The organism is Streptosporangium fragile (genome assembly GCF_039534445.1).
GTDB lineage: Bacteria > Actinomycetota > Actinomycetes > Streptosporangiales > Streptosporangiaceae > Streptosporangium > Streptosporangium fragile.
Genome location: NZ_BAAAVI010000049.1, coordinates 17,709 through 44,357 on the forward strand (window position 1 = coordinate 17,709; position 26,649 = coordinate 44,357).

Annotated in this window: 20 protein-coding genes; 12 read left to right on the forward strand and 8 right to left on the reverse strand. The window is 69.3% G+C overall.

Annotated features, from left to right (window positions below):
• Positions 1 to 250: 250 nt before the first annotated feature.
• From ABD841_RS27800 to ABD841_RS27815, 4 genes are all read left to right on the forward strand, one after another.
• Positions 251 to 1,081: a hypothetical protein gene (locus ABD841_RS27800; RefSeq protein WP_344977992.1), complete on the forward strand. Its 831-nt coding sequence runs from the start codon at positions 251 to 253 to the stop codon at positions 1,079 to 1,081.
• The gene (locus ABD841_RS27805; RefSeq protein WP_344978055.1) at positions 1,071 to 5,774 is read left to right on the forward strand and encodes a DNRLRE domain-containing protein; all 4,704 of its coding nucleotides are present in this window, start codon (positions 1,071 to 1,073) and stop codon (positions 5,772 to 5,774) included. Before ABD841_RS27800 ends, ABD841_RS27805 begins: the two co-directional genes overlap by 11 nt.
• A 99-nt stretch (positions 5,775 to 5,873) precedes the next feature.
• Positions 5,874 to 6,962 carry a DUF6461 domain-containing protein gene (locus tag ABD841_RS27810; protein ID WP_344977994.1) on the forward strand — a complete coding sequence of 363 codons (1,089 nt, stop codon included), beginning with the start codon at positions 5,874 to 5,876 and terminating at the stop codon, positions 6,960 to 6,962.
• A 291-nt stretch (positions 6,963 to 7,253) separates the two neighbouring features.
• Positions 7,254 to 7,406 (forward strand): hypothetical protein, encoded by a 153-nt coding sequence (locus tag ABD841_RS27815; RefSeq protein WP_344977996.1) that lies wholly within the window; start codon positions 7,254 to 7,256, stop codon positions 7,404 to 7,406.
• Between the two features lie 547 nt (positions 7,407 to 7,953).
• Here the strand turns inward: ABD841_RS27815 and ABD841_RS27820 are convergent.
• The 6 genes from ABD841_RS27820 to ABD841_RS27845 form a co-directional block, all read right to left on the reverse strand.
• A complete protein-coding gene (locus ABD841_RS27820) occupies positions 7,954 to 9,408 on the reverse strand; it encodes an aldehyde dehydrogenase (NADP(+)) (RefSeq protein ID WP_344977998.1) in 1,455 nt (484 codons plus the stop codon).
• A gap of 262 nt (positions 9,409 to 9,670) precedes the next feature.
• A complete protein-coding gene (locus ABD841_RS27825) occupies positions 9,671 to 11,266 on the reverse strand; it encodes an acyl-CoA synthetase (protein WP_344978000.1) in 1,596 nt (531 codons plus the stop codon).
• Positions 11,267 to 11,284: 18 nt separating this feature from the next.
• Positions 11,285 to 12,439, reverse strand: coding sequence for a thiolase domain-containing protein (locus ABD841_RS27830; RefSeq protein WP_344978002.1), 1,155 nt, complete (start codon positions 12,437 to 12,439; stop codon positions 11,285 to 11,287).
• Between the two features lie 181 nt (positions 12,440 to 12,620).
• Positions 12,621 to 13,640: a thiolase domain-containing protein gene (locus ABD841_RS27835; protein WP_344978004.1), complete on the reverse strand. Its 1,020-nt coding sequence runs from the start codon at positions 13,638 to 13,640 to the stop codon at positions 12,621 to 12,623.
• Positions 13,641 to 14,543 carry a Zn-ribbon domain-containing OB-fold protein gene (locus tag ABD841_RS27840; RefSeq protein WP_344978006.1) on the reverse strand — a complete coding sequence of 301 codons (903 nt, stop codon included), beginning with the start codon at positions 14,541 to 14,543 and terminating at the stop codon, positions 13,641 to 13,643. It lies immediately after the preceding gene.
• Positions 14,544 to 14,570: 27 nt separating this feature from the next.
• Positions 14,571 to 16,121: an acyl-CoA synthetase gene (locus ABD841_RS27845; RefSeq protein WP_344978008.1), complete on the reverse strand. Its 1,551-nt coding sequence runs from the start codon at positions 16,119 to 16,121 to the stop codon at positions 14,571 to 14,573.
• A gap of 241 nt (positions 16,122 to 16,362) precedes the next feature.
• On the opposite strand from ABD841_RS27845, the gene ABD841_RS27850 reads away from it, so the two are divergent.
• From ABD841_RS27850 to ABD841_RS27885, 8 genes are all read left to right on the forward strand, one after another.
• The gene (locus ABD841_RS27850; RefSeq protein WP_344978010.1) at positions 16,363 to 17,178 is read left to right on the forward strand and encodes a crotonase/enoyl-CoA hydratase family protein; all 816 of its coding nucleotides are present in this window, start codon (positions 16,363 to 16,365) and stop codon (positions 17,176 to 17,178) included.
• A 395-nt stretch (positions 17,179 to 17,573) separates the two neighbouring features.
• Positions 17,574 to 18,695, forward strand: a complete 1,122-nt coding sequence (locus ABD841_RS27855; protein ID WP_344978012.1) for an FAD-dependent monooxygenase — start codon at positions 17,574 to 17,576, stop codon at positions 18,693 to 18,695.
• Positions 18,692 to 19,429: a YoaK family protein gene (locus ABD841_RS27860; RefSeq protein ID WP_344978014.1), complete on the forward strand. Its 738-nt coding sequence runs from the start codon at positions 18,692 to 18,694 to the stop codon at positions 19,427 to 19,429. Before ABD841_RS27855 ends, ABD841_RS27860 begins: the two co-directional genes overlap by 4 nt.
• Entirely contained in the window at positions 19,416 to 20,216 is an 801-nt protein-coding gene (locus ABD841_RS27865) for an alpha/beta fold hydrolase (RefSeq protein ID WP_344978016.1), read from the forward strand. The genes ABD841_RS27860 and ABD841_RS27865 overlap by 14 nt, the downstream gene beginning before the upstream one ends.
• Positions 20,217 to 20,352: 136 nt before the next feature.
• Positions 20,353 to 22,080: a gamma-glutamyltransferase family protein gene (locus tag ABD841_RS27870; protein ID WP_344978018.1), complete on the forward strand. Its 1,728-nt coding sequence runs from the start codon at positions 20,353 to 20,355 to the stop codon at positions 22,078 to 22,080.
• A 76-nt stretch (positions 22,081 to 22,156) separates the two neighbouring features.
• Positions 22,157 to 22,876, forward strand: a complete 720-nt coding sequence (locus ABD841_RS27875) for a GntR family transcriptional regulator (RefSeq protein WP_344978020.1) — start codon at positions 22,157 to 22,159, stop codon at positions 22,874 to 22,876.
• Between the two features lie 113 nt (positions 22,877 to 22,989).
• Complete coding sequence (locus ABD841_RS27880) at positions 22,990 to 23,388, forward strand: hypothetical protein (protein ID WP_344978022.1); 399 nt, start codon at positions 22,990 to 22,992, stop codon at positions 23,386 to 23,388.
• A 10-nt stretch (positions 23,389 to 23,398) separates the two neighbouring features.
• Positions 23,399 to 24,841 carry an APC family permease gene (locus ABD841_RS27885; protein WP_344978024.1) on the forward strand — a complete coding sequence of 481 codons (1,443 nt, stop codon included), beginning with the start codon at positions 23,399 to 23,401 and terminating at the stop codon, positions 24,839 to 24,841.
• A gap of 50 nt (positions 24,842 to 24,891) precedes the next feature.
• Here ABD841_RS27885 and ABD841_RS27890 read toward each other — a convergent pair whose 3' ends face one another.
• Both ABD841_RS27890 and hisC read right to left on the reverse strand, forming a co-directional pair.
• Complete coding sequence (locus ABD841_RS27890) at positions 24,892 to 25,530, reverse strand: YitT family protein (RefSeq protein WP_344978026.1); 639 nt, start codon at positions 25,528 to 25,530, stop codon at positions 24,892 to 24,894.
• Positions 25,527 to 26,630 carry a histidinol-phosphate transaminase gene (gene hisC, locus ABD841_RS27895; protein ID WP_344978028.1) on the reverse strand — a complete coding sequence of 368 codons (1,104 nt, stop codon included), beginning with the start codon at positions 26,628 to 26,630 and terminating at the stop codon, positions 25,527 to 25,529. Before hisC ends, ABD841_RS27890 begins: the two co-directional genes overlap by 4 nt.
• Positions 26,631 to 26,649: the final 19 nt, after the last annotated feature.

Genomic DNA, 26,649 nt, shown 5'->3' on the forward strand with positions numbered 1-26,649 from the left:
CTTACGCCACCGGTTTGTGTACTGCCTTTAATTAACGCAGCAGTGGAGGATGTCCTGACAGCCGAACAGACTCTGAACTCCTCACCGAGTAAATCCTTTTCATCACAGAAAAAGATCTTTACGCGACTTGCGGCTCATGTGATGATCACTCTGGTTTCAAACACTGCTTCGAAAGGCTGGAGTGAACAAATCATTATCGGCGTTCGGCTTACCCGGCCGGACGCGTCACCGCGTTGCCCTGATCGTCGCGGTGGCGCTGCCCATCTCGCTGATGGCCGCGCCCGCGACCGCCCAGGACCCCACGCCATCGCCGGCCACCGCCGGCGAACCGGCCACCGTCAGCGATCCGGCACAGGTCGCGCTGGCACAGGCCAAGAAGAACAACAAGCGCGTCGAGATCGAGGCGCTGCGCTCGGAAACCGCTACCTACTACGCCAACCCCGACGGCAAGACCCTACGCGCGGAGGTGTCGACCACTCCCGTCCGTGTGCAGAAAGACGGCATCTGGCAGCCGGTCGATCCGACTCTGGTCGAGAAGGACGGCGTCATCCAGCCCAAAGCCGTTACAGGGGACATCACCCTGTCCGCTGGTGGTAACACGGATCTGGTCAAGGTCACCGGCGACCGAGGGCCGGCCTCCGTCGCCGCCCCCGCCACTCTGCCGAAACCGCAGCTCAAGGGCAACACCGCCACCTACCCCGACGCTTATGGACCCGGCACCGATCTCGTCATCACCGTGACCCCGAGCGGGTTCCGGCAGGAGATCGTGATCCGCCAGCGCCCGGTCAAGGATCTCGCCTTCCGCATCCCCGTCCGCCTGCCCAAGGGCCTGACGTTCAGCACCGGCAAGAAGCCGACCCTGCTGGATGGCAGGGACAAGCAGATCGGCGAACTGTCCGCCGCGCCGATGGTCGACGCCACGGCCGCGAACAGCCCCGACACCGGGAAAATCGGCCAGGCCGCCGTCCGAGTGGACGGGGATACCGTGGTGCTCAGCGTTCCTGGCGGACCCGGCCATCACCTACCCGGTCACGGTCGAGACGGCCTCGGAGACCTGGGTCGGCACCGGAATCGACGGTGACACCCACGTCAGCCAGGTTCGCCCGGACGGAGAGCTCAACAGCACCCTCACTTGGATGCACGCCGGACGATCCCACAGCGGCACCCAGACCCACCGCGCCTACCTGCGCTTCAACATCCACGGCACCCCACTGGAAGGCGGCACCGTCGAGAACGCCGACCTGCGGATCTTCAACTACAACTCCCATGACTGCAGCGACACCGACAGTCCTGGCATCGAGCTGCGCCAGATCACCAGCGACTGGACCATGCAGTCGCTGACCTGGAGTAACCAACCCTCCACCACGATCAACGGCCACGTCGGCAACCGGGGCGCCTACGATGTTGACTGCCCCGAGGGCGAGGGGGAGCTCTACTACTCCATCGAGCAGATCGTCCAGGGGTGGATGAACGGTATCCCCGACCTGGGTGTCCGCCTCAGCTCCCCGATCGAGAGCGAGGCCCAGAACTGGCGTACCTACCGCACCTACGAGTACGGCGGTTACGACACCTACCCCTTCACTCCCCGTGGCCCGGTCCTGTTCATCGAGTACACGCCCGTACCGCGTGAGATCAAGGGAATCTTCATGCCCTATCAGGACACCGATCCGACAGGGGCGGAGATCGACGCCAACACGTCGATGTCAACGGGCGTGCAGACAGGGCCCGAGGTGACGGGTGAGGAAGCGACCGCCATGCGCGCGAACTCCCCGGGCTATTTCATGGAGGACACGACCTACGGGACCTGGATTCCCGATGACGCGACGACCGAGCAGGAATGGCTGGAAGCGATAGGTGCGGTCTATCCGAACGAGGGACCGTATCCGACGCCCACACCTACATCCGACCCGGATACCACACCACCAGCGGTGATCTCCACCGTCCCGGGCAGCGGTGCGGTAGACGTGCCCACGAGTACGTCGATCAGCGCCACTTTCGATGAGGTGGTCACCGGCGCCGAAATGGCGGTGAAGCTCCCCGGAGGTGTAACCGTCGTCGGCACGGCGGAGATGGACGCCACCGGCAGGGCCTTGATCTTCGTCCCTCGGCAGCCGTTGACCGCAGACACCGTGCACGCGGTCGAGGTGACCGGGGCCAAGGATGCCGCGGGTAACACGATGGCTCCGTACTCCTGGTCATTCATCACCGAAACGGGACCGCAAGGGCACTGGAGGTTCAACGAAGGATCCGGCGCCACGGCCGCAGACTCCTCAGGGCACGGACACGACGCGAGCCTGGGCGAGTCCACTACGTGGACCGCCGGCCGGAATGGAAGCGCCGTGACGAACCTGCCGACCGCGGTGAGCAAGACGTCCGCCTCGGCGGCACGAGAGATGTCGGCACGCATGCGTCTCCTCGCCTCTCAGGAGGCCGTGAAGCAGGGCAAGCCGGTGGAGGTCCGCTATGACACCACCGAGGTGAGCATCACTCATGCCATGCCGGATGGCTCGTTCAAGACGGAGATCGCGGTCGGCCCCATCAGGACGAAACAGGACGGCGTGTGGGTGCCGGTGGACACGTCCCTGGTGGACCGGGACGGCGTGCTGAAACCGAAGGCGATCAGCTCCGGCACCCTCGCGGAGATCTCTAAGGGTGGGACGGCACCATATGTCAGAACGGTCCAAGGCGGCGGCCAGGTCTCCGCGCTTTCGTGGCCGACTGCGTTGCCCGCGCCGGTGGTCGAGAAGAATGTCGCGACATATAGGGACGCGGCCGGCCCAGGCGCCGACCTTGTGATCACTGTTCTGCCGACCGGCATCCGGCAAGAGGTGGTCATGCGCAAGCGTCCGACCAAGCCGCTGGAGTTGCGGATCAGCCTAGCGAGCAGCGACCTGACTCTGTCCGAAGGCAAGAACGGAAGCCTGCTGCTGAAAGGCAGAGACCGAAAGGTGGTCGCCTCGGCGCCGCCGCCGATCATGCGGGACGACAGCGCGAAGGGGGTGCATGCCAAACGCACCGAGGTCAGCGCCGAGGTGGTCAACAAGGACGGCAAGGCCGAGATGGTGCTCAAGCCAGACCACGCGTTCCTGACCGCACCGGACACCACCTATCCGGTACGACTGGATGCGACGGTCACGCTGCCGATCAACACGGACGTCGCGGTAGGCACCGAGGACACCGCCAGCTCGCCCGCCTATCCGTCCGGCGATAACCTGCTGGCCGGCACCATGACGGGGGGCTACAAGTACCGAACGGTCCTGAAGTTCGACGCCGCAGGCCTGGTCGGCAGCACGGTGACCGACGCCAAGCTGGCGATGAACACCCTTGACGCCCCCTCCTGCGGCACCGCAGTCGGGGCGGGCATCCAGGTGCGCCGCCTGACCGGCACGTGGGATCCGGACAACCTGTACTGGGCCAACCTGCCGGCCTCCACCACGGAGGACGCCCAGACCAGCACCAAGGGCGTCAACCAGGAGTGCGACACCTGGCCAGACGCCATGGAGTGGAACGTCACCGGTATTACCCAGGACTGGGCCGCCGGCGCCGCCAACCACGGCTTGGTGCTGCAGGCGCCGTCGGAAACGAACGTCGACAACTACCGGGTGTTCACCTCCTCGGAGGACACCGAATTCAACAGAGTGCCGATGCTGACCGTCATCACCAACGGCCCGGCTTCCGCACCCACCGTCAACGCGCCGACGGCCACGCCGGCACAGGTCATCGACGGCACGACCATCATCGGCTCGCTTACTCCGCAGCTGGCCGTGACCGTTGCCGACGCCGTGGGCGGCAACCTGACCGGCGAGTTCGAAGTCGAGCACGACCCCGCGGCCACCGGGCAGGGCACCGGGCACATCTGGGCGGGCAGTTCTCCGGCCGTCGCCTCGGGTGGCCGGGCCACAGTCACCGTCCCTGCCGGGGAGCTCACCGACGGTTGGAAGGTGCGCTGGCGGGTCCGCGCGGTCAATGCCGCCGCGTCCACCGCATCTGCGTGGTCGGCGTGGCAGGCGGCGACCGTCGGGGTGGGGGGCACGAGTGTCGCGCCACTGGCGCAAAGCGCCGGACCCGTGCTGCGCACGGACCAGAGTTTCACCGTCGCCGCCTGGCTGCGCTGGAACGACAAGAACGGTGCCTATCGTGTTCTCGAACAGCGAGGAGCCAATGGCGCGTCGTTCAGCATCGGCAATGACCCCGACCACGGCCTGGTCTTCAGGTTGACGCAGGCGGACGAGAACGGGGCAGCGGTCGAGGGTGCGCTCTCCGGTGTGAAGCCGCCGGCCAACGAATGGTTCCACCTCGCAGGCGTCTATGATGCCGCAGCGAACAAGGTGACGCTCTATCTCAACGGCGACGAGATAAAAACCGCCCAAGTCGGCTTCCCCACTTGGAATGCGGGTGGTCCGCTGTACCTGGGCGCCGCCATGGTAGGCGACCTCGACGAGGTCCTCGCCTACCAGAAGGCCCTTTCGGCCGCGCAGATCGGCGCCATATACGCGGCCATCGGCAACCAGGCCGTGACCCGCTCCGCCGGTGCGGAGGGGAAAACCGCGACGGTGAACGCGGCGGCCGTCCGGAAGAAGTTCCCCTACGGGCACATATCCACTGATCTGTGCCGGCAGATTCCGCCCAACAGGCCAAGCGCCGTCGCCAACAGCGGTCCCTTCTCGCTCTGCTATTCCTATCTGGTCGGCGAGCGAGACATCAAGGGAATCCCGGGTGCCCAATGGGAGGCCGGAAGGTGGACGGCCCAATTGGTCATCGCCGTCCACTCGTACGTCGGGCACATGCACAACAAGTCGAACGCGACCAGGGCCCGGGCCAGCGATGTGCCCATCGGACGGTCCCTCGGCAGTCGCCAGATCAGAATGCAGATCAAGATGGGTCCCGTGAAGGCCACGGGATCCATGCTGGATGACTGGAACGACCGATGGATGCGCGTCTTCGCCGGATCGACGGGGTGCACCAGTGACGCCCCGGACGGCCTCTTTGACGAGGTGGGCGACTGGGCGGATGGAACCATCCGGGAGATCATTCTCGACAGGTCGGCGGATGACAACTCTCCCGATCCGCACAAGATCAGCTCGTGCTCGATCAATCCGAATGTCAGGTACACCACGCACGCCATGTGGGTCAAGGATGACCTGGGTAAGCGTCACACGTTCAGGTGCGACAGCTCGACGGAAATCAAGTCGTACACGGGAGGATGCGTCCTGACGACCCTCCGGCCGGTCCTCATCTTCGACGAGAACTACTCCAACGGAGTGTTCCACTCGCAACACGTCTGGACCGCGCTCTACAATTCACAGACAACCTATCCCAAAATAGGGAGCGGGCCACCGAAGAAAATACCAGGCGGTTTCCTGCCTCATCAGCCCTCGTGTGCTCTCACGTGCCTGAGGCGGTCCACGAGCGAGGCGGTGGAAAAGGCCAATCGTGATGTCGCGATCCCCGAATGCAGGAAGATCCGCGACTATCGCAGTCCGGACAGCTGCGACGAGTATCCCTTCGCCACGACCCACGAGGGGGCGGGCGGCAGAAACACGGGGTACAACTATTCGGTGGCCATCATTCCCAACACCGACAACTGCTCACAAGGCGGCGCGATGCGGGTGTGGTACGAGCGCAACCGCATTCTTGACTTCGACTCTTACTGGGTGGACGTCATCCGGCAGGGGCGAAACTCTCCGGAGAGTGGAGCACCGGGCATGGTCGCATACCACCCGACTCCCGACAATATGAACCTTGCCACCTGCACGATCGACGGCGTATCGTAGCGGCCGGTTGAATGGTACGGGACAGGCCTGCCCGTCCCGTACCATTCGTCATTTAGCTGCTACGGCCACGGTGAAGCGAGAAGAGTGTCCAGCTTTCCATTGTACAAGGAAACGATCCGCTCGGTATTCGAGAATCCGGCCTGTCTCACCTGGGTGCACAGCGAGAATATCCGTGACGTCGTTCAGGCGTTCGGTGGGCAACCGGAGCAACTCGCCGAAGGCGGCTTCGACGACCTGTACGAGTCCTATGAGCTGGATAACGACGAGGCCATTGTTCTCATAACCCAGTCGCCCGGCTGGTTCCTGGCCGTTGAATTCACCAAGTACATGGGCGCCCGCCGTGACGTACTCCGGCGTCTGTCAGCCGGAGGTGAGGCCCTGACCCTGGCGTGGACCATCGAACTTGACGCCACCTTCGCATACGCGGCCGACGGGAAGCTGGAGAGCGTCTTCGACCCGGTTCGGCAGGGCACCACGGCCGCCGAGCCAGAGTACCTGGCCTGGGCACAGGCCTACGGTGTTACGGCGGAGCAGTGGCGGGACGACTGGCTGGCCGCGTCGTTCGCCCTCGCCGAACAGATCTCCGGCCTGCGCGTCGACCAGACGTGGAAAGAGCGAACACACCTGGTGCTCAGCATCGAACGGCAGGAAGCCGGCGAGCCGGCCGCGAGACCCCCGTTAGCGTTGAAAGAGGAAATGTGGGAGCTGGTCATGCGCCATCCACGCGTCGCGGCCATCGCAGCGAACCCCTCGGAGGACGATTTCACGGAAATGTCGCTGATCGCGTCCGAGATGGTCGTGCGTGCCGCCGGACTGGAGGGTCCTGACATCGACGAAGCCCTGAACGCCATCGGGGCTGGCCGTCACGGGGAATCCGTACGAGCGCTGAACGACCGCCTTTTGACGCTGTCCGACGGCTTCCGGCGACGGGCCGCCGAGGTCATGGACGAGAACGCGAATGCCGGGCTGCCTGATCCGGACACCGATTGGGGCCGGTTCCTGATGAAGCATCACGCGCTGAAAACGCTGGCCGCCCCGCTGGCGATGGATCCGTATCCGGGTTGCAAGGCGGCGATCAGGCAAGCGCGGGAAGTCGTCGTCGGCCAGCGGAGGCAGAACGATAACTATCGTTTACTGAAGGCGATGGAGAACATCGCCTTCTACATGTTCAACGGCCATAATCCATGAACACCCGGTAGTACTTCGTCAGGTCGGTTTGATCGTGTGGTCGTCGGTGCATGCCGACGCCTGTGAATCTTGAGGAGGCGGAGCATCTCCGGGGGACCTCAGTGGGTTCGTCGCGGAGGTGTTCGCCTCGCTGGCGCGCAAGGGCCGACGGCGATGGAGGATCTGCTCCCTGCGCGCGCTGATGCCAGATAGGCGGCGTAAGCCGACCCAGTCGATGGCCGATCAGCTGCCGGATGGCAACAGCGGGTCCTGCAGCGGTTCGCCAGCCAGTCGCCCTGGAAAGATGCGTCCGTGCTGCGGGCGATCACCGCCACGAAGACCGAGGCGATCGGCCCGGAGGCGTGGGTGATCGTGTCCGCCGACGCCGGATACGGCCAGTCGGCCGCCTTCCGGCACGCCTTGCGCATCCGGGACCTGGAATACATCCCCCCGGTACGGGGGTGAGACCGCTCACACGGATGAGGCCGAACCGATCACCTCGGCGTGCTCCAGGTGAGCCCTACCGGGAAGATCACCCGCGCTTTGGCGGCCGCGGACGCCAGGGGCAGCACAGCTTGGGACGGTGCGCTCCCGCGGAAACCCTGCCGGTCGAGAGACCCGCGGGACAGGAGGAGTCGGCCGGCTACTGGCTCACCAGCCTGCCGGCCGACACTCCGATCCACCGCTCGGTACGGCTCGCCAAGATTCGCTGACGGACCGAGCACGACTACCACGAGATGAAGCACGGCCTGGGTCCGGACCACGGCGAAGGCCGCACCTGGCGCGGCCGGGCACCACCACGTCACCCTCGTCACCGCCGCCCATGCCTTCCTCCCCTGGCACCGCCTGGCCCCCAAAGGCCCTCTCGTCGGTCTGATCCTCTATCAAGTCCTCAGGGGCATGTAGGACTTGCCGAGGTGCTGGACCGGCACATGCCCTACCTGCCACCGCCGACTACCCGCCCGGACAGCGGCACAACAACACCCGCTCGGCTCAACCCAACGAAGCACTCCTAGGAGAGGACCCCGTCGACCCGGCGGGGGATGCCCAGCGGGTTGTCGTCGCGGAGCGCGGGCGGGAGGAGCTCGGCCGGCCAGCCCTGATAGGTCGTGGGAACCAGCCACCTGCGGATCGCGGCGGCGCCGACCGAGGTGTGGGCGGCGGCGGTGCTGGCGGGCCAGGGGCCGCCGTGGTGCATGGCCCAGCGGACCGCGACACCGGTCGGCCAGCCGTTCCAGATCAGCCGGCCCGCCTTGCGCAGCAGCACCTCGGCGAGCGCGCCCGCCTCGCCGGGGTCGGTCGCGTGGATCGTCGCGGTCAGCGACCCGTCGAGCCGGTCGAGGACGGCGGGCAGCTCCGCCGGGTCGCCGTAGACCACCACGATGGCCGCCGGGCCGAAGCACTCCTCGGCTATCTCGGGCAGGCCCGCGGCGAACGCCGGCAGGTCGGTGACGAACACCTGCGGCGTCACCGCGAACGCCCCCTCGCCCGGCTGCCCCTCGGCCAGGGAGGTGAGCTTGCCGAGCCTGGTCAGGCCGCGCAGGTAGCCGCCGTGCATGCGCTCGGTCAGCATCGGCCCGCCGGTGGTCGCGGCGACCGCCTCGGTGAGGGAGGTCAGCAGCTCGACGTCGTCGGGGACGAACACCAGGCCGGGGTTGGTGCAGAACTGGCCGACCCCGAGGGTGAGCGAGGCGGCGAACCCCTGGGCGAGGCCGTCGCGGGCTGCCGAGGGCAGTACCACGACGGGGTTGACGCTGCCCAGCTCGCCGTAGAACGGGATGGGGTCGGGACGCTCGTTGATGAGCTCCTGGATGGCCTTGCCTCCGGGGATGGAACCGGTGAACCCGACGGCCGACACGGACGGGTGCCGGGCCAGTCGCTTGCCGGCGTCGAGCCCCCGGACCAGGCCGAGAAGCGCCGGGTCGGGCAGGGCACCCCGGATGACCTCCCACGACAGCTCCGAGGTGCGCGGGTGGCCGTCGTGGGCCTTGACCACCACCGGGCACCCGGCGGCCAGCGCGGAGGCGGTGTCGCCGCCCGCGACCGAGAAGGCGAAGGGGAAGTTGCTCGCCGCGAAGACGCCGACCACGCCGGGCAGCGGGTGGTTCATCCGTCGCAGGTCGGGGACGGGCGGCTGGTCCGTCGCGTGGTCGATGACGGCCTCCAGGTAGCCGCCGTCACGCAGCACCTGGGCGAAGAGGCGGAACTGCCCGGCGGCCCGGGCCACCTCACCGCGCAGCCGGGTCTCGCCCAGGGCCGTCTCGGCGTCGGCCGCCTGCCAGAGCTCCTCGACGTTCGCCTCCAGCGCCGCCGCGACCGCGTCGAGCACCGCGGCCCGATCGGCGGACCGCCAGGCCGGGCCCGCCGCCCGAGCCGCCTCGACGATCGCGTCGACCTCGTCGTCCGAGGTCAGGGGGAACGGGTCTCCGAAGGACTCGCCGGTTCGGGGGTTGAATGAGTGGATCAACGAAAGAGCCTTTCATCACCGTCTACGGCCACGCCGACGCGTGCGGAACCACCCCCATACGGTACGACTTTCCGCGACGATGGCTGGATTCAACCCGAAATGCGAGACACCTCCCTCACCCGTTCCGGCGATCGCCGGGCGCCATGAAGACGGGCGCCATGAAGACGGCTCGGACGGCGATCCGCCGGGACAGGGGCTCCGGCCACGGCTCCCGGCCGGGACGTCAACGGACCACCGCCGCTGAAGATCAGGAGGAACCCCGTCAGGCCCCGGCCGTCCGGGCGGCCTCGGCGACCTCGCGGGCCCAGCGGTAGTCGGCCTTGCCCGCCGGGGAGCGGACCATCTCGTCGACGAAGGCGAAGGTCCGGGGCACCTTGTAGCCGGAGATGCTCCTGCGGCAGTGCGCGTCGAGCTCCTCGGCCGACGGCGTCGCGCCGGGGCGGAGCTGGATCACGGCGGCGACCCGGTTGCCCCACCGCTCGTCCGGGATACCGGTCACGACCGCGTCGAAGACCGCCGGGTGGCCCTTGAGGACCGCCTCGACCTCCTCGGGGAAGACCTTCTCCCCGCCGGTGTTGATGCACACCGAGCCCCGGCCGAAGATCGCGATGGTCCCGTCCTCCTCGACCTTGGCGATGTCGCCGGTGAGCAGCCAGCGGACGCCGTCCTTGTCGGTCACGAAGGTGCGGGCGGTCTTCTCCCCGTCCTTGTAGTAGCCGGAGGCGATGCGACCGGTCTTGGCGACCGTGCCCAGTTCGCCCGAGCCGGGCTTGACCGGTTCCAGGACCTCGTTGAGCACGGCCAGGTTCGCGGTGGGATTGGCCTGGTACCGCAGGCCCGACTCGGGGGACGAGCCCGGGACCGCCGAGGCGGTGTAGCCCGACTCGGTGGAGCCGAAGCTGTCGAGGATCATCCGGCCGGGCAGCAGTTCCTGCAGGCGGTCGCGGACGGAGCCGGTGAGGATCGCACCGGTGGAGCTGAGCACGAGCAGCGACGACAGGTCATAGGCGCCGGTGGCGATCTCATCGGCCAGCGGGCGGGCCATCGCGTCCCCGGTGATGTTGATCGTCAGGACCCGCTCCCGGTCGACCGTCCGCAGCACCTCGGCCGCGTCGAACGTGCGGACGTACGCCATCGTGCCGCCCAGCCACCAGGTGATGAAGGACGCCATCTGGGCGGCGCCGTGCATCAGCGGGGCGGCGGCCAGCATGGTCATCTCTCCGGAGGCGACGGCCGCCTCGATCACCTCGTGCGGGGTGGCGCGCGGCTCGCCGTAGGGGTTGCCGCCACCGAAGGCGAAGAACAGGTCCTCGGTCCGCCACATCACGCCCTTGGGCATGCCCGTCGTGCCACCGGTGTAGATGATGTACAGGTCGTCACCCGACCGCGGGGGGAACCCGCGCGTCTCCGGCTGCCCGGCCAGCGCCTCCTCGTACGGCACGGCGCCCCCGACCCGGGACGGGCCGCCCACCGCGATCAGGTGTCCCAGCTCGGGGGCCCGCGGGGCGACCGCCGCCACCCGGTCGTCGAACTCCACGTCGAACAGCAGAGCCACGATGTCGGAGTCCCGGTACAGGTAGAGCAGCTCCGCCTCGACGTAGCGGTAGTTCACGTTGACCGGCACGGCCCGGATCTTGAGGGCGGCCAGCAGCCCGGCGACGTACTCGATGCCGTTGTACAGGTGCAGGCCCACGTGCTGCCCGGCCCGCACGCCGCGGCCTTCGAGGTGGTGGGCGAGCCGGTTGGCGTGCGCGTCCAGTTCGGCGTAGGTCATGCGGCGGTCGCCGCAGACGACGGCGACGCGCTCCCCGATGGCGTCCGCGAGGCCCTCGAACAGATCTGCGTGGTTGAACTCCATCGAACCCCTCCGGGGGAATCAGGGTTTTTCGCTGCCGACCATCCACATCGCGAAGAACTGCGCGCCGCCTCCGTAGGCGTGCCCCAGGGCCCGCCGGGCCCCGTCCACCTGGTGCTCGCCGGCCATCCCCCTGACCTGGAGCGCCGCCTCGGCGAACCGGATCAGCCCGGAGGCGCCGATGGGGTTGCTCGACAGCACGCCGCCCGAGGGGTTCCACGGGATGTCGCCGTCCAGGGCGGTCGCCCCCGACTCGGTGAGCTTCCAGCCTTCCCCCTCCGCGGCGAAGCCCAGGTTCTCCAGCCACATCGGCTCGTACCAGGAGAAGGGCACGTAAACCTCGGCCACGTCGATCTCCCGCCGCGGGTCGGTGACGCCGGCCTGCCGGTAGACGTCCGCCACGCAGTCCTTGCCGGCCTGCGGGTTCACCGTGTCGCGGCCGGCGCGGAAGATCGGCTCGGAGCGCATCGCCGCACCGAGGACCCAGGCGGGGGCACTGCCGGTGGTCTTGTGCTCGGCGGCCAGGACCATCGCGCAGGCGCCGTCCGAGGACGGGCAGGTGTCCAGGTAGCGGATCGGCTCCCAGAGCATCGGGGTCGACTCGACCATCTCCAGGGTGATGCCGGGGATCTTCAGGTGGGCGTACGGGTTCCGCAGGGCGTTGCGCCGGTCCTTGACCGCGACCAGGTGGCCGACGTGCCCGGGGGCGCCGGAGCGGCGGATGTACTCACGGATGTGCGGGGCGAAGTAGCCGCCCGCGCCGACCACGAGGGAGGCGCTGAACGGCAGGTGCGTGGAGAGCGCCCAGGTCGCGTTGGACTCGGACTGCTTCTCGAAGGCCACCACCAGCACCCGGTCGTGCACGCCGCCCTGGATCAGCGAGGCGCCGACCAGCGCCGTGGACCCGCCGACCGAGCCCGCGGTGTGCACCCGCATCATCGGCTTGCCCGCGGCGCCCAGCGCGTCCGCCAGGTAGGCCTCGGGCATCATCACGCCCTCGAACAGGTCGGGCGCCTTGCCGATGACGACCGCGTCGATGTCCTTCCAGGTCAGGTCCGCGTCCTGGAGCGCGCGCAGCGCCGCCTCGCGGACCAGCCCGGCGATGGAGACGTCGTGCCGCTTGGTCGTGTAGCGGGTCTGGCCGACGCCGATGACCGCGCAGGGATTGCCGCTCATGGCCGCTCACCACTCCTCGTTCGCCCCGCGGGCCGCTCACTCCGCCGCGCGGCCCGCTCCGCCCGCCGCACCGGGGTCGTTCCCGCTCCCGGCCGCTCACCGTTCCCCGCTCGCCCCGCGGGCCGCTCACTCCGCCGCGCGGCCCGCCCGCTCGCCGCGCCGGGGTCGCTGCTGTTCACGATCAGGCCTCCATCACGGTGACGAGGTTGTGCTGGAGGCAGGGGCCGCTCGCGGCGTGCGCGACGGTGCGGCCCGCGGTGCCGTCCAGGATGCGCTGGGCGGCCTCGCCGATCCTGATGAGGCCGGTGGCCATGACCGGGTTCGCGGCGAGGGGGCCGCCGCTCGGGTTGACGGCCGTGCCCTCCGGCAGTTCCAGCGCCTCGCGCAGGATGATCTCCTCGTGGCTGAACTGGGCGTGCAGCTCGGCCACGTCGACGTGACCCTTGCCGACCCCCGCCGCTCGTGCGGCATCGGCGGCGGAGGTCGACCGGGCAAGGTTTCTCATGCCCAGGTAATGCGGTTCTATGCGGTGGGCGATGCCCCGGATCCACGCCGGGTTCTCGCACAGCTCCCGGGCCAGGTCCCCGGCGGCCAGCACCACCGCGGCGGCGCCGTCGGTGATCGGCGCGATGTCGTACGGCCGCAACGGGTCGACCTCGGGCTCCTCCCCCTCCGGGTCCGGCAGGTCGAGGGCGTGGGGGTTGGCCCGGCCGTCGCGGCGGCTGCGTCGTACGATCTCGTCCAGCGCCGCGCGGTCCGCGCCCACCGCGCGGGCCTGGAGCGCGGCGAAGGAGACCTGGTCGAGCCCGAGGGGGGCCAGGTAGTACGGGTCGAGCTGGAGCGTCATGATCTCCCGCAGGTCGCCCTGGGAGGACTTGCCGAACCCGTACACCAGGGCCGAGTCGACGTCGCCGTGCTGGAGCCTGACCCACGCCTCGTACAGCGCCCAGGCGGCGTCCATCTCGACGTGGCTCTCCGAGATCGGCGGCCACGCGCCGAGCGCGTCGAGCGCGGACACGAAGGAGAACGGCGCGCCCGCCAGGTAGTCGCACGACCCCGAGCAGGTGAAGCCGAACCTGCGCAGCCCCGTCTTCGCCCTGACCTCGTCCAGCGCGGGCAGGATCAGCTCGGGCTCGCTCGGCCCCTCGTCCACGGCGCTGTGCCGGGTCTGCGCGAACGCGACGACCGCTATGTCCCGCATCTACAGCTCCGCATCCGGCTCGCCGGTTGGGGCGAACCACTTGATGTTCGACATCGACGGCGTCCGTTCCTCCGCGGGGACCCACACGGCCCGCACCCGCATGCCCTGCCGCACCTCGTGCGCCGGGACCCCGCCGACCAGAGCGATCATGGGGGTGTCCGAGCCGTCGAGCAGGATGTACGCCGAGACGAACGGCACCTCGGGGGCGCGGGGGTCGGGCAGGTTGTTGATGGCGAAGGTCGTGATCGTGCCGGTGTCGGGGAGCCCGACCTCCTCGGTGATCGCCACGCCGCACTCGGGGCAGGAGAGCCGGTAGGGCACGTAGACCTTGCCGCAGGAGCCGCACCGGCAGCCGACGAAGACGCCGGCGGCGATCCCCTCCAGGAAGCGGGCCAGCGCCAGGCCCGGCTTGACCCGGTACTCGGTGCGGACCTCCGAGACGATCCTGGCGACCTCCGGGACGAAGCTCTCGATGTCGGTGATGTGCCCGGTGCGCCCGGCCCGCCAGCGCGGGCGGACCCGCAGTCCGGGCCGCATCGCCTTGACGTCTCCGGCGTCGACCACGTGCACGAGCGAGGTGTCGGCGCCGTCCAGCCGGATCAGCGCCCAGGCGAACGGCCGGTCCAGCGGGTGGCCCTTGCGGGGGGCGCGCACCCAGGCCCAGCTCTCGACGGTCCCGGCGGGGCCGACCTCGACGAACTCCCCGGTGACGGCGTCGCCGGTCTCCGGGTCGTACTCCAGCGGCGGCACCAGCGTCCGCCCGGCGGCGGTGCGGACCCCGACGAGGCGCCCGTCCCGCAGCTCGGTGAGGAAGCGCCCGATCACCGGGCCCGTGGTGCGCGTGTACCCGCCGGGGAACTCCAGCACGTGCTCGGCCTGCGTGTGCCGCACGTCCGGCGTCATCGGCGCCTCCCGGATCCCGCGGTTCGACTAGATCGCACGGTCGTGTCCCTCCCAGTACGGGTCGCGCAGCTTGCGTTTGAGGAGCTTGCCGTTGGGCTCGCGCGGCATCTCCGCGATGAAGTCGATGGACCTGGGCCACTTCATCTTCGCCAGGCGGCCCCTGAGCGAGTCGAGGATCTCCGCGGCCAGCTCGGGCGAGGGGACGACGCCCGGGGCCGGCTCGATCACGGCCTTGATCTGCTCGCCCCACTCGTCGTCGGGGATGCCGAACACCGCCACGTCACCGACCTTGGGGTGGACCATCAGCTCGTTCTCGATCTCGGCCGGGTAGATGTTGGCCCCACCGGAGATGATCATGTCGGCCTTGCGGTCGCAGAGGAAGAGGAAGCCCTCCTCGTTCAGGTAGCCGACGTCGCCGACGGTGAAGTGGTCCCGCAGGCGGGCGGCCTCGGTCTTGGCCCTGTCGCCCTTGTACTCGAAGGCGACGCCCAGCATCTTCATGTAGATCGTCCCGGGGGTGCCGACCGGGACGGGCTCCAGGTTCTCGTCGACGATGAGCAGCTCGCTGATCGGCCAGGCGGTGCCGACGGTGCCGGGGTACTTCTTCCAGCCCTCCGGGGTGGCGATGGTGCCGCCGCCCTCGGTCGCCGCGTAGTACTCGTAGATGCAGTCGCCCCACCACTCGAACATCGCCCACTTGACGGGGACCGGGCAGGGGGCGGCGGCGTGGATCATCCACCGCAGCGAGGACAGGTCGTACTTCGCCTTCACCTCGTCGGGCAGCGCGAGCAGGCGCTTGAAGTGGGTGGGGACCATGTGGGAGTTGGTGACGCGATGCTTCTCGCAGAGCCGGAGCGTCTCCTCGGCGTCCCACTTGTCCATGTAGACGAGTGTGTGGCCCATGTGCAGGGCGGTCCCGCCGAACTGGGTGACCGCGGTGTGGTAGTTCGGGGAGGTGACCAGGTGGACGTTCTCCTTGCCCGGGGTGATGCCGAACAGGGTGAGCAGGAACGTCATCAGCTCGGCGGCGTCGTCCGGGTCGAGGCCGCTCAGTGGGCGCCGCACGCCCTTGGGCTTGCCGGTGGTGCCGGAGGTGTAGTGCATGGTGGCGCCGGCGGTGCGGTCCTCGGGGGTGGTGGCGGGCCGGCCCTCGGTCAGCTCCGCGACGGGCCGGGCCCCCGCCACGTCCCCGAACGCGAAGACGCGGTCGGGGGCGATGCCCGACTCCGCGGCGCCGCGCAGTCCCTCCTCCGCGTGGCGTTCGTGGACGAAGAACGCCCGGGCCTCGCTGTCGGCGACGATGTAGCCGATCTCTGGGCCGGTGAGATGCCAGTTGATCGGCGTGTAGTACCACCCGGCCTGGAGGGCGGCCAGGTAGAGGACCAGGCCGTCCGCGCCGTTGGGTACGAGCCCGCAGATGCCGTCGCCGTTCCGCAGGCCGAGCTCTCGCAGGCCGTGGACGAGGCGGTTGGCCCGGGCGAGCAGGTCCCCGGCGCGGTGTTCGGTGCCGTCCGGGTCCACGGCGGCGATCCAGTCGGGGTCCGCCTGCGCCAGTCTCCAGAAACCGAGCGTGCCCATCGGAAATCCTCTCTGCTCGAAAGGCCCCCGGATCGCCGGAGTGAATCACGTTCTCGATTTCGCGACAAGATCTGGCGGCACGGGAGGGATGGAACAAGAATCTGTTCTTGTACGCATGGGCAGACTAACCCCGGGAGGCATACCGAGCAAGCGCTTGATTCAAATCATGGCCGCGGGATGCGGCGGCCCCCTCCGCCACCTAGGATCGCCTAACAAGCGCTTGCTAAAAAGGAGGTCGTCCGTGGAGCTTCTGCCGATCAGCACCCCGCACTGCCGGATCGAGCGCGGCGGGCACGTCGTCGTCGTCACCATGGACCGCCCGGAGGCGAGGAACGCGCTCTCCTCGGACATGCTGGTCGGCCTGGCCGACGCGTGGTCGTACGTCTCGGCGGAACCCGAGGTCCGCGTGGCCGTGCTCACCGGCGCGCACGGGACGTTCTGCGCGGGCGCCGACCTGAAGGCCATGGGCTCCCCATCCGAGGACCCCCGGGTCAGGGAACGGGCGGCGGCGATCCCCGACTACCACTGGAAGGGCCTGCTCCGCGACTCCGGCGCGCTGCCGACGAAACCGATCGTGTGCGCGGTCGAGGGGTACGCCGTCGCGGGAGGCACCGAGCTGCTCGTCGGCACCGACCTGCGCGTGGTCGCGGAGTCGGCGACCCTCGGCCTGTTCGAGGCGCGTCGCGCGCTGTTCCCGATGGGCGGTTCCGCGATCCGGCTCCCGCGCCAGATCCCGTACGCCTTCGCCATGGACATCCTGCTGACCGGCCGCGCCGTCACCGCCGCGGAGGCGCTGAGCATGGGCCTGGTCAACCGGGTCGTCCCGGACGGCCGGGCCCTGCCGGTCGCCCTGGAGATCGCCGGGCAGATCGCCGAGTGCGGGCCGCTCGCCGTCCGGGCCATCCTCCGCGCCTACCGCGAGACCCTCGGCCTGCCCGAGGAGGAGGCGCTGAAGGTCTCCGACGCCATCGGCTGGCCGGTGATCGGCTCCGAGGACGCCAAGGAGGGCTCACGCGCCTTCCGGGAGAAGCGCCCGGCGGTCTACCGGGGCGCGTAGCCCCGCCCCCGGCGGCGTCCGGACACCCCGGACGGCCACCCGGCGGCGCTCCGGGTGGCCCGGGTCACCGGCACTCCGGCGCGGATGCCGCGCGCCCGGCAGACCGCGGGCAGCGCGTTCCTGCCGCCGGCCACGCAGGCGTGACGCTCCCGCCGCGCCACCGGACCACCGCGCCGGACACGGCCGGCACGGTGACCGCGGGCTCGTCGCGGCCGGCGACACCAGGCGTCCTGATCCGCCGATGCGGGCTTCATGAAGCTTATTGCATGCAATCCTTGCCGTTAACCTCACCTGCAGCCTGGTATCCACCTCGTTTGGAAACAAGATGGACATGATTGCATGCTATTAATGGTCCATCCTGGACAACGGTCCGGTGTTGCAGGAGGGGAACCGGCATGACAGTTCTTGTCTCGGGCGCGAGCATCGCAGGCCTGAGTGTCGCCCACCAGCTCGCGGCGAGGGGCCACGAGGTGACCGTCGTGGAGCGTGCGCCCGCTCTGCGCAGGGCGGGCTCTCCCATCGACGTCCGTGGCGAAGCACTGCGTGTGGCTGCCGAGATGGGCATTCTGCGGCGTGTCCACGAGGAGCGCGTCGTCAACAGCGGGCGCACGCTGTTCACGACCTTCGTCGACGCGACCGGTTCACCCGTGGCGGCGCTGCCCAACGCGGAGGCGAGCGACTCCGACGGGGACATCGAGATCGCACGGGACCGCCTCGTGGACATCCTTCACGAAGCGATCGGTGACCGGGCGGAGTTCGTGTACGGCGACTCGGTGACTTCGGTGCGGCAGAGCCGTGACGGCGTGGAGGTCGCGTTCGCGAGCGGAGCCGGGCGCAGGTTCGATCTCGTCATCGGTGCGGACGGGATCCATTCCACGGTTCGCCGCGCGGTGTTCGGCCCCGAGCACGAGTTCCGGCGGCACCTCGGCGTGTACTTCTCGATCGTGGACCTGCCCACCGGTTCGGGCGTCTACGGCGAGAGCCTCACGTACAACTCCCCGGGCAAGATGGCGGGGATCTCGGACTTCGGCACCCGCACACTGGGATTCCTCGCGTTCCGGAGCCCTGAGGTGGCCTACGACCACCACAGCCTGGACGAGCAGAAGCGGCTCATTCAGGACGCTTTCGCGGCGGAGAACGGCTGGCGTGTCGGGGAGTTGCTCGACGCCGTGCGGGAGGCGTCCGATCTGTATTTCGACTCGGTGAGCCAGGTGCACATGCCGTCCTGGTCATCCGATCGGGTCGTCCTCGTCGGAGACGCGGCACACGCGGCCGCGCTCTTCTCGGGCCGAGGTACGTCCCTCGCGATGCTCGGCGCGTCACTGCTCGGGGAGGAACTCGGAGCGGCGAACCGGCCTGCCGACCATGCCGCGGCGTTCACCGCGTACGAGCGTCGCCTCCGCCCGCACGTCGAGCGGGCGCAGGCCGGTGTCCCCGAGGCGAGAGACCTGCTGGTGCCGTCGACCGCCGCCGAACTCGCCGCCCGCAACTCGCGGTTCCCCCTGCTCGCCGCGTGAGCTCCCACGTCGCGACGTCTCCCGCGAAGCACGCCCGGACCGGTTTGATGCTCGCGTTGACGTTCTCCACCGGTGTCATCGACGCGGTCGGATACCTCGGGCTCGACCGTGTCTTCACCGGGAACATGACCGGCAACATCGTGATCCTCGGCATGGGACTCGCGGGTACCGACGACCTCCCCGTCACCGGTCCGGTCATCGCACTGGCCGGTTTCCTCGCGGGCGCCGTGCTCGCCGGCCGAGTCGCACGTGGCGCCCATCCGGGCTGGAGCGCGCGCACGACCTGGCTCCTGCTCGGCGTCGCGGTGCTTCTGGCGGCGAGTGCGGTGCCGGGCCTGGTCAGCCCGGCGGTGACCGGAGCGTGGCGGGACCCGGTGACCGCGACGCTCGGTGTGGCGATGGGTGTGCAGGCGGGCGCCGCCCGTACCGCCGCCGTCAAGGACGTGACCACCGTTGTCGTGACATCGACGCTGGTCGGGCTGGCTTTCGACGCCCGGTTGGCCTCCGGCGCGACGCAGCCGTGGCTCAGGCGGCTGCTCGCCGTCGCCCTCATCGGTGCGGGAGCGCTGGCGGGTGCGCAGCTGCTGAGAATTCACTTCAGTCTCGGATCGGCGCTCGCCGCGCTCGTCACCGTAGCGGTCGCGCTGACCGGAGAACGCCTGCGGCGGGCGGAGCACCGTGTTCGCGTCCCCATCGCACACCTTCCCAAGGACAGGGCCAATGAAATCTTCTGAGATCACGCTCTCGAACGGGCTCCGCCCAATGATCATCGACACCGTGACCGGGACGCCCCTGCTGCTCCTGCACGGCGCCGAGAGCGGGGCCGGTCAGTACGACGACCTCATCCAGGCGCTTCCCGCCTCGATCCGATCGATCTCGTTCGACCAACGGGACACCGCGGACACCGGCGACGGCTCCGGGGGTGCCGGGCAACCCTATGACCTGGGCGACATCGCGGACGACGCCGCAGCGGTCCTGGACGCGCTGTCCCTCGCGCGAGCGCACGTACTGGGAACATCGTTCGGCGGCGCCGTGGCGCAGCACCTGGCCCTGCGGCACCCCGAGCGCGTCCGGTCGCTCATTCTGGTGGCGACCACCGCTTCGTCGGCGCCTGTGCGGGCGTACCTCGCTCGGAGCGACTCGATGACCGCGGACGAGCGGCGGCAGTGGACGCTCGACGGTGCCGTCAGCCCTGCCGGTCAGCGCGACGCCGCCCTCGTCGAGCGCGTACGCGCCGGCCTCGTCGAACGGGCACCCGACCAGCGCGCCCGACGCCTCGGCGCCCTCGCGACACACGACACCACCGCGGAGGTGGGCCGGATAGCGGCTCCGACCCTTGTCATCCACGGTGACGACGATCCGGTCATGCCCCTCTCCTCGGGAGAGTTCCTCGCGACGACGATTCCGGGGGCCGACCTGGCGATCATCGAGGGCGGACGCCACGCGTTGGCTTTCGAGTACCGCTCACGGGTCGCCGAACTGGTCCGGACGTTCGTCGAAAAGCACGACGACGGCAGCTGAAGCCCGCTGCCGCTCGCCTGCCGAGTGCAATCGTGGCCGTCGAATCATGGAGGTGCAGGTTCACAACATGTCACAGGCAATCTTCGGGCCCGCCGACCGTTTCACCACACGACCGACACTGCGGGGACGACGGGGCATGACGGCCTCGACGCACTGGCTCGCCACCGGTGCGGCGCAGAGCGTCCTCGAACGCGGGGGGAATGCGTTCGACGCGGCTGTGGCAGGCTGCTTCGTCCTGCACGTCGCCGAGCCCCACCTGAACGGGCCGGGAGGCGACCTGGTCGGGCTCGCGGCCGTCGCAGGCCGGCGCCCGCGCGTCCTCGCCGGCCAGGGTCCGGCGCCGGCCTCGGCGTCCATCGCCCACATGCGTGCCCTCGGACTGACCTCGGTTCCCGGCGCGGGAGGCCTGGCCGCGGCCGTCCCCGGCGCCGTGCCCGCGTTGCTCGTGCTCCTGCGCGACCACGGCACGTGGGATTTCACCGACATCGTCGAGTACGCGATCGACTACGCGTACAACGGGGTTCCCGTGGACGCCCGCTGGGCGGACATTCTCACCACGGTCGAGCCACTGTTCCGGGAGCACTGGCCGTCGTCCTACGCACTGTGGATGCCCGAGGGCCGGGCACCTCGGGCCGGTGACATCGTGACGAACCCGCAGTGGGGCCGGACGCTCGAACGGCTCGCCGACGCATCACGCGAAGGCGCGAACCGCCGGGAGCGGCTCGCACGCGTACTGGCGGAATGGCGCGAGGGGTTCGTCGCACGAGAGCTGGTGCAGTTCCTGTCGGCCCCGCATCGGCACGCCGACGGCGGCGACTACGCGGCCGTTCTCACGGAAGCGGACCTCCGCTCGTACGACGCGACGTGGGAACAGCCCGCGATGTACTCCTTCCGCGGCGTCGACGTCGTCAAGTCGGCCGCGTGGGGGTCGGGACCGGTCCTGCTGCAGGCCCTCGCGATCCTGTCCCACTTCCCCGACGAGGAGTTGGACCCTTCCACGGCGCTCGGCGCGCACCTGATCACCGAAGCGTTCAAACTCGCCTTCGCCGACCGCGAGGCGTACTACGGTGACTCGCGGGGGGACGTCCCGCTCGCCACGCTCCTCAGCGAGGAGTACGCCCGGGAACGCGCGGCGCTGATCGGCAACACGGCCAGCGACGAGTGGCGCCCCGGCGTCATCCCCGGCTATACCGCCTTCCTTCCGGCACTGCACACGGCGGCCGGGGCGGAAGGGGCGGGCACCGGCGAGCCGACCGTGCGCGCGTCAGGGGAGACGCGCGGCGACACCTGCCACATCGACGTCGTCGACGACGAGGGGAACATCGCCGGCATCACCCCGTCCGGTGGCTGGCTGCAGTCCTCCCCGGCCGTGCCCGGGCTCGGCTTCTGCGCCGGCACCCGATTGCAGATGACATGGCTGGACGAGAGTGCACCGGCGGCGCTCCGTCCCGGAAAGCGGCCTCGCACCACCTTGTCGCCGACCATGCTCGTGCGCGACGGCGAGGTGGTGGAGGCGCTCGGAACTCCTGGTGGCGATCAGCAGGACCAGTGGCAGCTGCCCTACATCCTGCGTCGCGTCATCGGGCGCTACACCCCGCAGCAGGCCATCGACGCCCCGGCCTTCCACACCACCCACGTGCCGAGCTCGTTCTGGCCGCGTGCCTGGGAGCCGCGGGGCCTGGTGGTGGAGGACCGCCTGGGTCCGGAAGCGATCGACGAGCTGCGGGGGCGCGGCCACGCCGTCACCGTCGGCGGGCCGTGGTCACTCGGGCGCCTGTCGGCGGTGGGCCGCGATCCTTCGACCGGTGAACTGACGGCGGCCGCGAATCCGCGCGGCGGACTTGGCTACGCCGCCGGCCGCTGACAAGCCACGGCGACAATGCCGCCGCAAGATAGAATGCAATCCGCGGGAAAGGTGTAACCGACTCGAAGGGACCTCCATGACGAACGCCCTGCCGGCCACCGCTTCGCAGTCCGTGCGTGCCGAGCGGGCGTTCACCGTCGACGCGCTGGCGGAGTCGCTGGGGCGGCGAATCAGCGACGGCGAGTTCGAGGTGGGCACGTGGATTCGCCAGGCCAAGCTCGCCGAAGAGTACGGGGTCAGCCGGACACCTGTCGCGCTGGCCCTCAGCCGGCTTGAGGCGGTCGGCGTCGTCGAGCGGATCGCCAACCGCGGGTTCCGTGTGCGCCTGCCCACCACGCGCGACGTCATGGAGGTGGTCGAGGTGCGCGCGCTCCTCGAAGGCCATGCCGCCTTCCTCGCCGCCGAGCGGATCTCGGCGGCCCAGCTTGAGCGCCTGCGGGCAGCCGTCAAGCAGTTCCGGGAGGTCGTGAGCGGGTTACAGGAGGGACGCCCTGAGGGTTGGGCGCGTTCGCGATGGCATGAGGCGAACGCCCTGTTCCATGCCACCATCTTCGAGGCGGCCGGCAACCGGCAGCTCAAGACCTCCTCCGATCTGCTCCACAACCGGCTCCCCCGTAACGCCACCTGGTCTGCCATGCGCGCGGACATCCGCCTGCTGTCGCAGAACGCGAACCAGCACGAGGGCATCGCGCTCGCCATCGACCTCCGGGAAGGCGACCGGGCACGCCGGCTTGCCATCGCCCATGTCGAGACCGCACGGGACATCATGTGCGCTCACCTCGAAGAGCTCGCGTGACGTCGATTTAACGACCGCGCATCATCTCCGCAACCAATCCTCAGGGGTATCGCTTCACCATTGATTGCATGCAATCATCAAAGGATTCAATGCAATCGGGAGAGGAGCCCTCGATGACCGACGAGTCTGCGATTCCGTCGGCACCTGGCGACAGGCTGCTGTTCGAGAACGACCGCGTGCGTGTGTGGGCGATGACCCTGGCGGGAAACGGTGGCATGTTCGACTACCACCAGCACTTCCACGACCACGTCGTGATCTGGCCGGACGCCGGTCACGCGCAGGCGCAGCAACTCGGAGACCCCGACTGGGGGCTGACCCAGGAGGCCGAGCCCGGGTTCGTCCTCTACAAGACGGTCGGGACCACCGCCCCGATACCCCCGCACCGCATCCGCAACGCGGGGCCGAACACCGTCACGCACTACATCGTCGAGTTGCTGGAGCCGTCCCCCTCCGAAGGCGAGAAGCCCTGGGAGTGGAACGAGCACGGCCGCATCCTCGGCCTGAGTGAGTGAAGAAGCCGTCGTGACCGCAGAACCCACCATCGCCGCTCCCGCGAGCGCCGTCACCCTCCGGCCGAACAGCATCGGGGTCGTCGGCATGGTCTTCATGATCGTGGCCGCGACCGCGCCCTTGACCGCACTCGCCACGAACATCGCCGTCAGCATCGGCTTCGGCGTCGGCGTCGGCACCGTCGGGCTGTTCATCGCCGTCGCCGTCGTCCTCGCGGTCTTCGCCGTCGGCTATCTCCTGCTCGCCCGCCACGTCCGAAGCGCGGGCGGCCAGGCCGCCTTCGTCAGCTTCGGACTCGGCAAGCCCGCGGGCACGGCGATCGCATTCGTCGCCACGGTCGCCTACAACGCGGCGGCGGCGGGCATGTCGGCCGCGACCGGCTTCTACGCGTCCATCGCCCTTGAGCAGTACCTCGCTCTACAGGTCCCGTGGTACGCCTTCACCGCCGTCACGCTCACCCTGCTCGCGATTCTCGGCATGCGCGGCATCCAGACCGCCGAGAAGGTCACGATCGTGTCCTCCCTTCTCCAGTTCCTCTTCGTCGCGGTCCTCGCGGTCGCCGTCTTCGCGCAACGTCCCGAGGGATGGAACCTCACGCCGCTCCTGCCCTCCGAGGCGTTCAGCGGGAACCTCGCGCTGAGCCTGGTGTTCATCCTGCTGAGCTTCGGAGGGTTCGAGACCTCCACGATCTACTCCGAAGAGGCACGGGGCGGACACCGGAGCATCACCGGCGCGACCTACATCTCCCTCGGCCTGCTCACCACCGTGTTCGTCGTCTCGACCTGGACCCTCATCGCCGCCCATCCGGACGTCGTCGCCACCACGGCCACCGACCCGGGCTCGATCGTGACCGCCACCGCGAGCGAGTACATCGGGCCATGGGCCGGGGGCGTGATCACCCTCCTCATCATGGTCAGCTTCTTCGGCGCCGCCATCGCGTTCCACAACATGGCCGCCAGGTACCAGTTCGCGCTGGCACGGGCGCACCTTCTCCCCGGCGCGCTCACCCGCACGCACGGCGCGCACTCCTCCCCCTACGTCTCCTCCCTCGTGCAGGTGGCGTTCTCGGCCCTGCTCCTGCTGCCGTTCGTCGTGGCCCAGGTGGACGTGTTCTCCACGCTCTTCCCCGCGATCTCCGGCATCACGGCGCTGTCGCTCGTGGCGATGATGGTCGCCGCGTCCGTCAGCGTCGTCGCGGCCCGGGGCAAGGGCAAGATCCGCGGCGGATGGTTCGCCGCGCGCATCGCGCCGTCCGCATCGGCGCTCGTGCTCACCGCCGTCGGACTGCTGATCGTGCTCAACTACAGCGCGGTGACCGGCGGCGACTCCCCCGTATTCGCGGTGATGCCGCTGATCCCCGCGGTCGCCGCGGTGTACGGGGCGATCAGGCAGTATCGGCGACCGGGCGGCCCCGGCGTCGAGGGATACCTCGAATCCGCTCTCGAAGAGTCCTGAGCCTGGCGCGGAACGGCCGTGGGTGGACAACCACCCACGGCCGTTCCGCGTCACGACGCGCCCGCCGGCGCCGCGGGAACGGCGTACCGTCCGGGACGGTGGTTGAGCGCGAGAACGGAGTTCAGCACAACGGCCCCGCCCGCGGACGCGAGCACCGTGACCGGCGAGGTCACGAACATGGAGCCGAGGATGACGGACACGTCGAAGACCAGGAGCACCCAGCCGGCTCTCACCCCGAACCGGTCTTGCATCATGAGCGCGATGACATTGAACCCGCCGAGGCTGCCACCGTGACGGAACAGCACCAGGATGCCGGTGCCCGCGAGCAGATTGCCCGCCAGCAGGGCGAAGACGGGGTTGGGCTCAGCCGTGCCGAGCAACTGCTGGCCGAATGACGAGATCACCGATACGGACACGATCCCGGCCGCGGACAGCGCCGTGAACCTGATGCCGCGGAAGGCCAGCGCGAGCACGAAGAAGGGCAGGTTCACGACCGCGAAGGCGACCCCGAACGGCGCCAGACCCGTGTAGCCGACGAGCAGCGCCAGCCCGGCCGTCCCGCCGGTGACCAGTCCCGCCTGCGAGAGGACGTACACCCCCGTCGCGGCCAGGACCGTGCCGGTGGTGAATGCGAGGACGTCTTCGACGGCCGAGTGCCGCGGGTGGGGCGGCCGTGTCTTCGAGGTCATCGTTCCCGCATCTCTGTGAGCGCCGCCAGCGCGTGGTCGTTCATCTCGGGCGTGCCGATCGTGAGGCGCACGCCATCTCCGGGGAAGACCCGCGCGATGACGCCACGATCCCGGAGCGCCTCGCCCACCGCCTCGGCCGTCTCCGGGACCGCGAGCCAGACGAAGTTCGCGTGAGACTCCGGAACGGGCCAACCATGTCCGCGCAGTGCGAGAGAGACGCGCTCGCGCTCCCGCACGATGGCATCCACCCGGGCGTCCAGCTCACTCCGCGCGTCCAGGGAGGCGCACGCGGCAGCCTGCGCGAGCGCGGTGACGCCGAACGGAAGGAACACTCTGCGCAGCGCGTCCGCGATCCGGCTTGAGCTGACGGCGTATCCGATGCGCAGACCCGCCAGGCCGTACGCCTTGCTGAACGTCCGCACGACGCACACATTGTCATGCCTCGTCAGGAGTCGCAGCGCGTCGACCCCGCTGCCGGGGCCGACGAACTCGAGGTAGGCCTCGTCGATCACGACGAGCACGTGGCCGGGCACGGCCGCGACGAACTCCGCGACTTCCGACCGGGACGGAATCGTTCCGGTCGGGTTGTTCGGAAGACAGAGCAGGACCGCCTTGGTGGAGGTATCGATCGCGGCGCGCATCCCGGCGAGGTCGAGTTCACCGCGAGCGCCGAGTGGCACCGCGACACCCGTCGCACCACTTGCCCCGATCAGGATGGGGTACGCCTCGAACGAACGCCACGGATACACGACGCTGTCGCCCTCCTGAGCGAACGCGGCGAAAACCTGCTGGAGAATGCCGGCACTTCCCGTGCCGACGACAACGCGGTCCGGGGCCACGCCGAGTCGTTCCGCGAGGACTCCCCGCAGCGCACCGGAGTGCATCTCCGGGTACCGGTTCAGCCGAGCGCTACCCGCGATGACGGCCTGCCGCACGGAGGGGAGCGGCTCGAAGGGCGACTCGTTCGACGCGAGATAGACCATCTCCGCCGACGGCGCGGCGGTGGCGGTGGCGTACCTCGGGAGAGCGGCTACCCGTTCCAGGATCCGCGGCGAAGAATTGAATGCAATCATGCGATGAGGTTGCTTCGCGAGCAGCACGTGCGCAACCGGGCCCGGC

What these genes read in the sequence shown, in the direction of transcription:
- ABD841_RS27870 (WP_344978018.1), top strand. Translation starts at nt 20,353, where the DNA reads ATGACGGCCTCGACGCACTGGCTCGCCACCGGTGCGGCGCAGAGCGTC.
- ABD841_RS27855 (WP_344978012.1), top strand. Translation starts at nt 17,574, where the DNA reads ATGACAGTTCTTGTCTCGGGCGCGAGCATCGCAGGCCTGAGTGTCGCC.
- ABD841_RS27875 (WP_344978020.1), top strand. Translation starts at nt 22,157, where the DNA reads ATGACGAACGCCCTGCCGGCCACCGCTTCGCAGTCCGTGCGTGCCGAG.
- ABD841_RS27830 (WP_344978002.1), bottom strand. Translation starts at nt 12,439, where the DNA reads ATGAGCGGCAATCCCTGCGCGGTCATCGGCGTCGGCCAGACCCGCTAC.
- ABD841_RS27845 (WP_344978008.1), bottom strand. Translation starts at nt 16,121, where the DNA reads ATGGGCACGCTCGGTTTCTGGAGACTGGCGCAGGCGGACCCCGACTGG.
- ABD841_RS27840 (WP_344978006.1), bottom strand. Translation starts at nt 14,543, where the DNA reads ATGACGCCGGACGTGCGGCACACGCAGGCCGAGCACGTGCTGGAGTTC.
- ABD841_RS27865 (WP_344978016.1), top strand. Translation starts at nt 19,416, where the DNA reads ATGAAATCTTCTGAGATCACGCTCTCGAACGGGCTCCGCCCAATGATC.
- ABD841_RS27825 (WP_344978000.1), bottom strand. Translation starts at nt 11,266, where the DNA reads ATGGAGTTCAACCACGCAGATCTGTTCGAGGGCCTCGCGGACGCCATC.
- ABD841_RS27880 (WP_344978022.1), top strand. Translation starts at nt 22,990, where the DNA reads ATGACCGACGAGTCTGCGATTCCGTCGGCACCTGGCGACAGGCTGCTG.
- ABD841_RS27890 (WP_344978026.1), bottom strand. Translation starts at nt 25,530, where the DNA reads ATGACCTCGAAGACACGGCCGCCCCACCCGCGGCACTCGGCCGTCGAA.
- ABD841_RS27835 (WP_344978004.1), bottom strand. Translation starts at nt 13,640, where the DNA reads ATGCGGGACATAGCGGTCGTCGCGTTCGCGCAGACCCGGCACAGCGCC.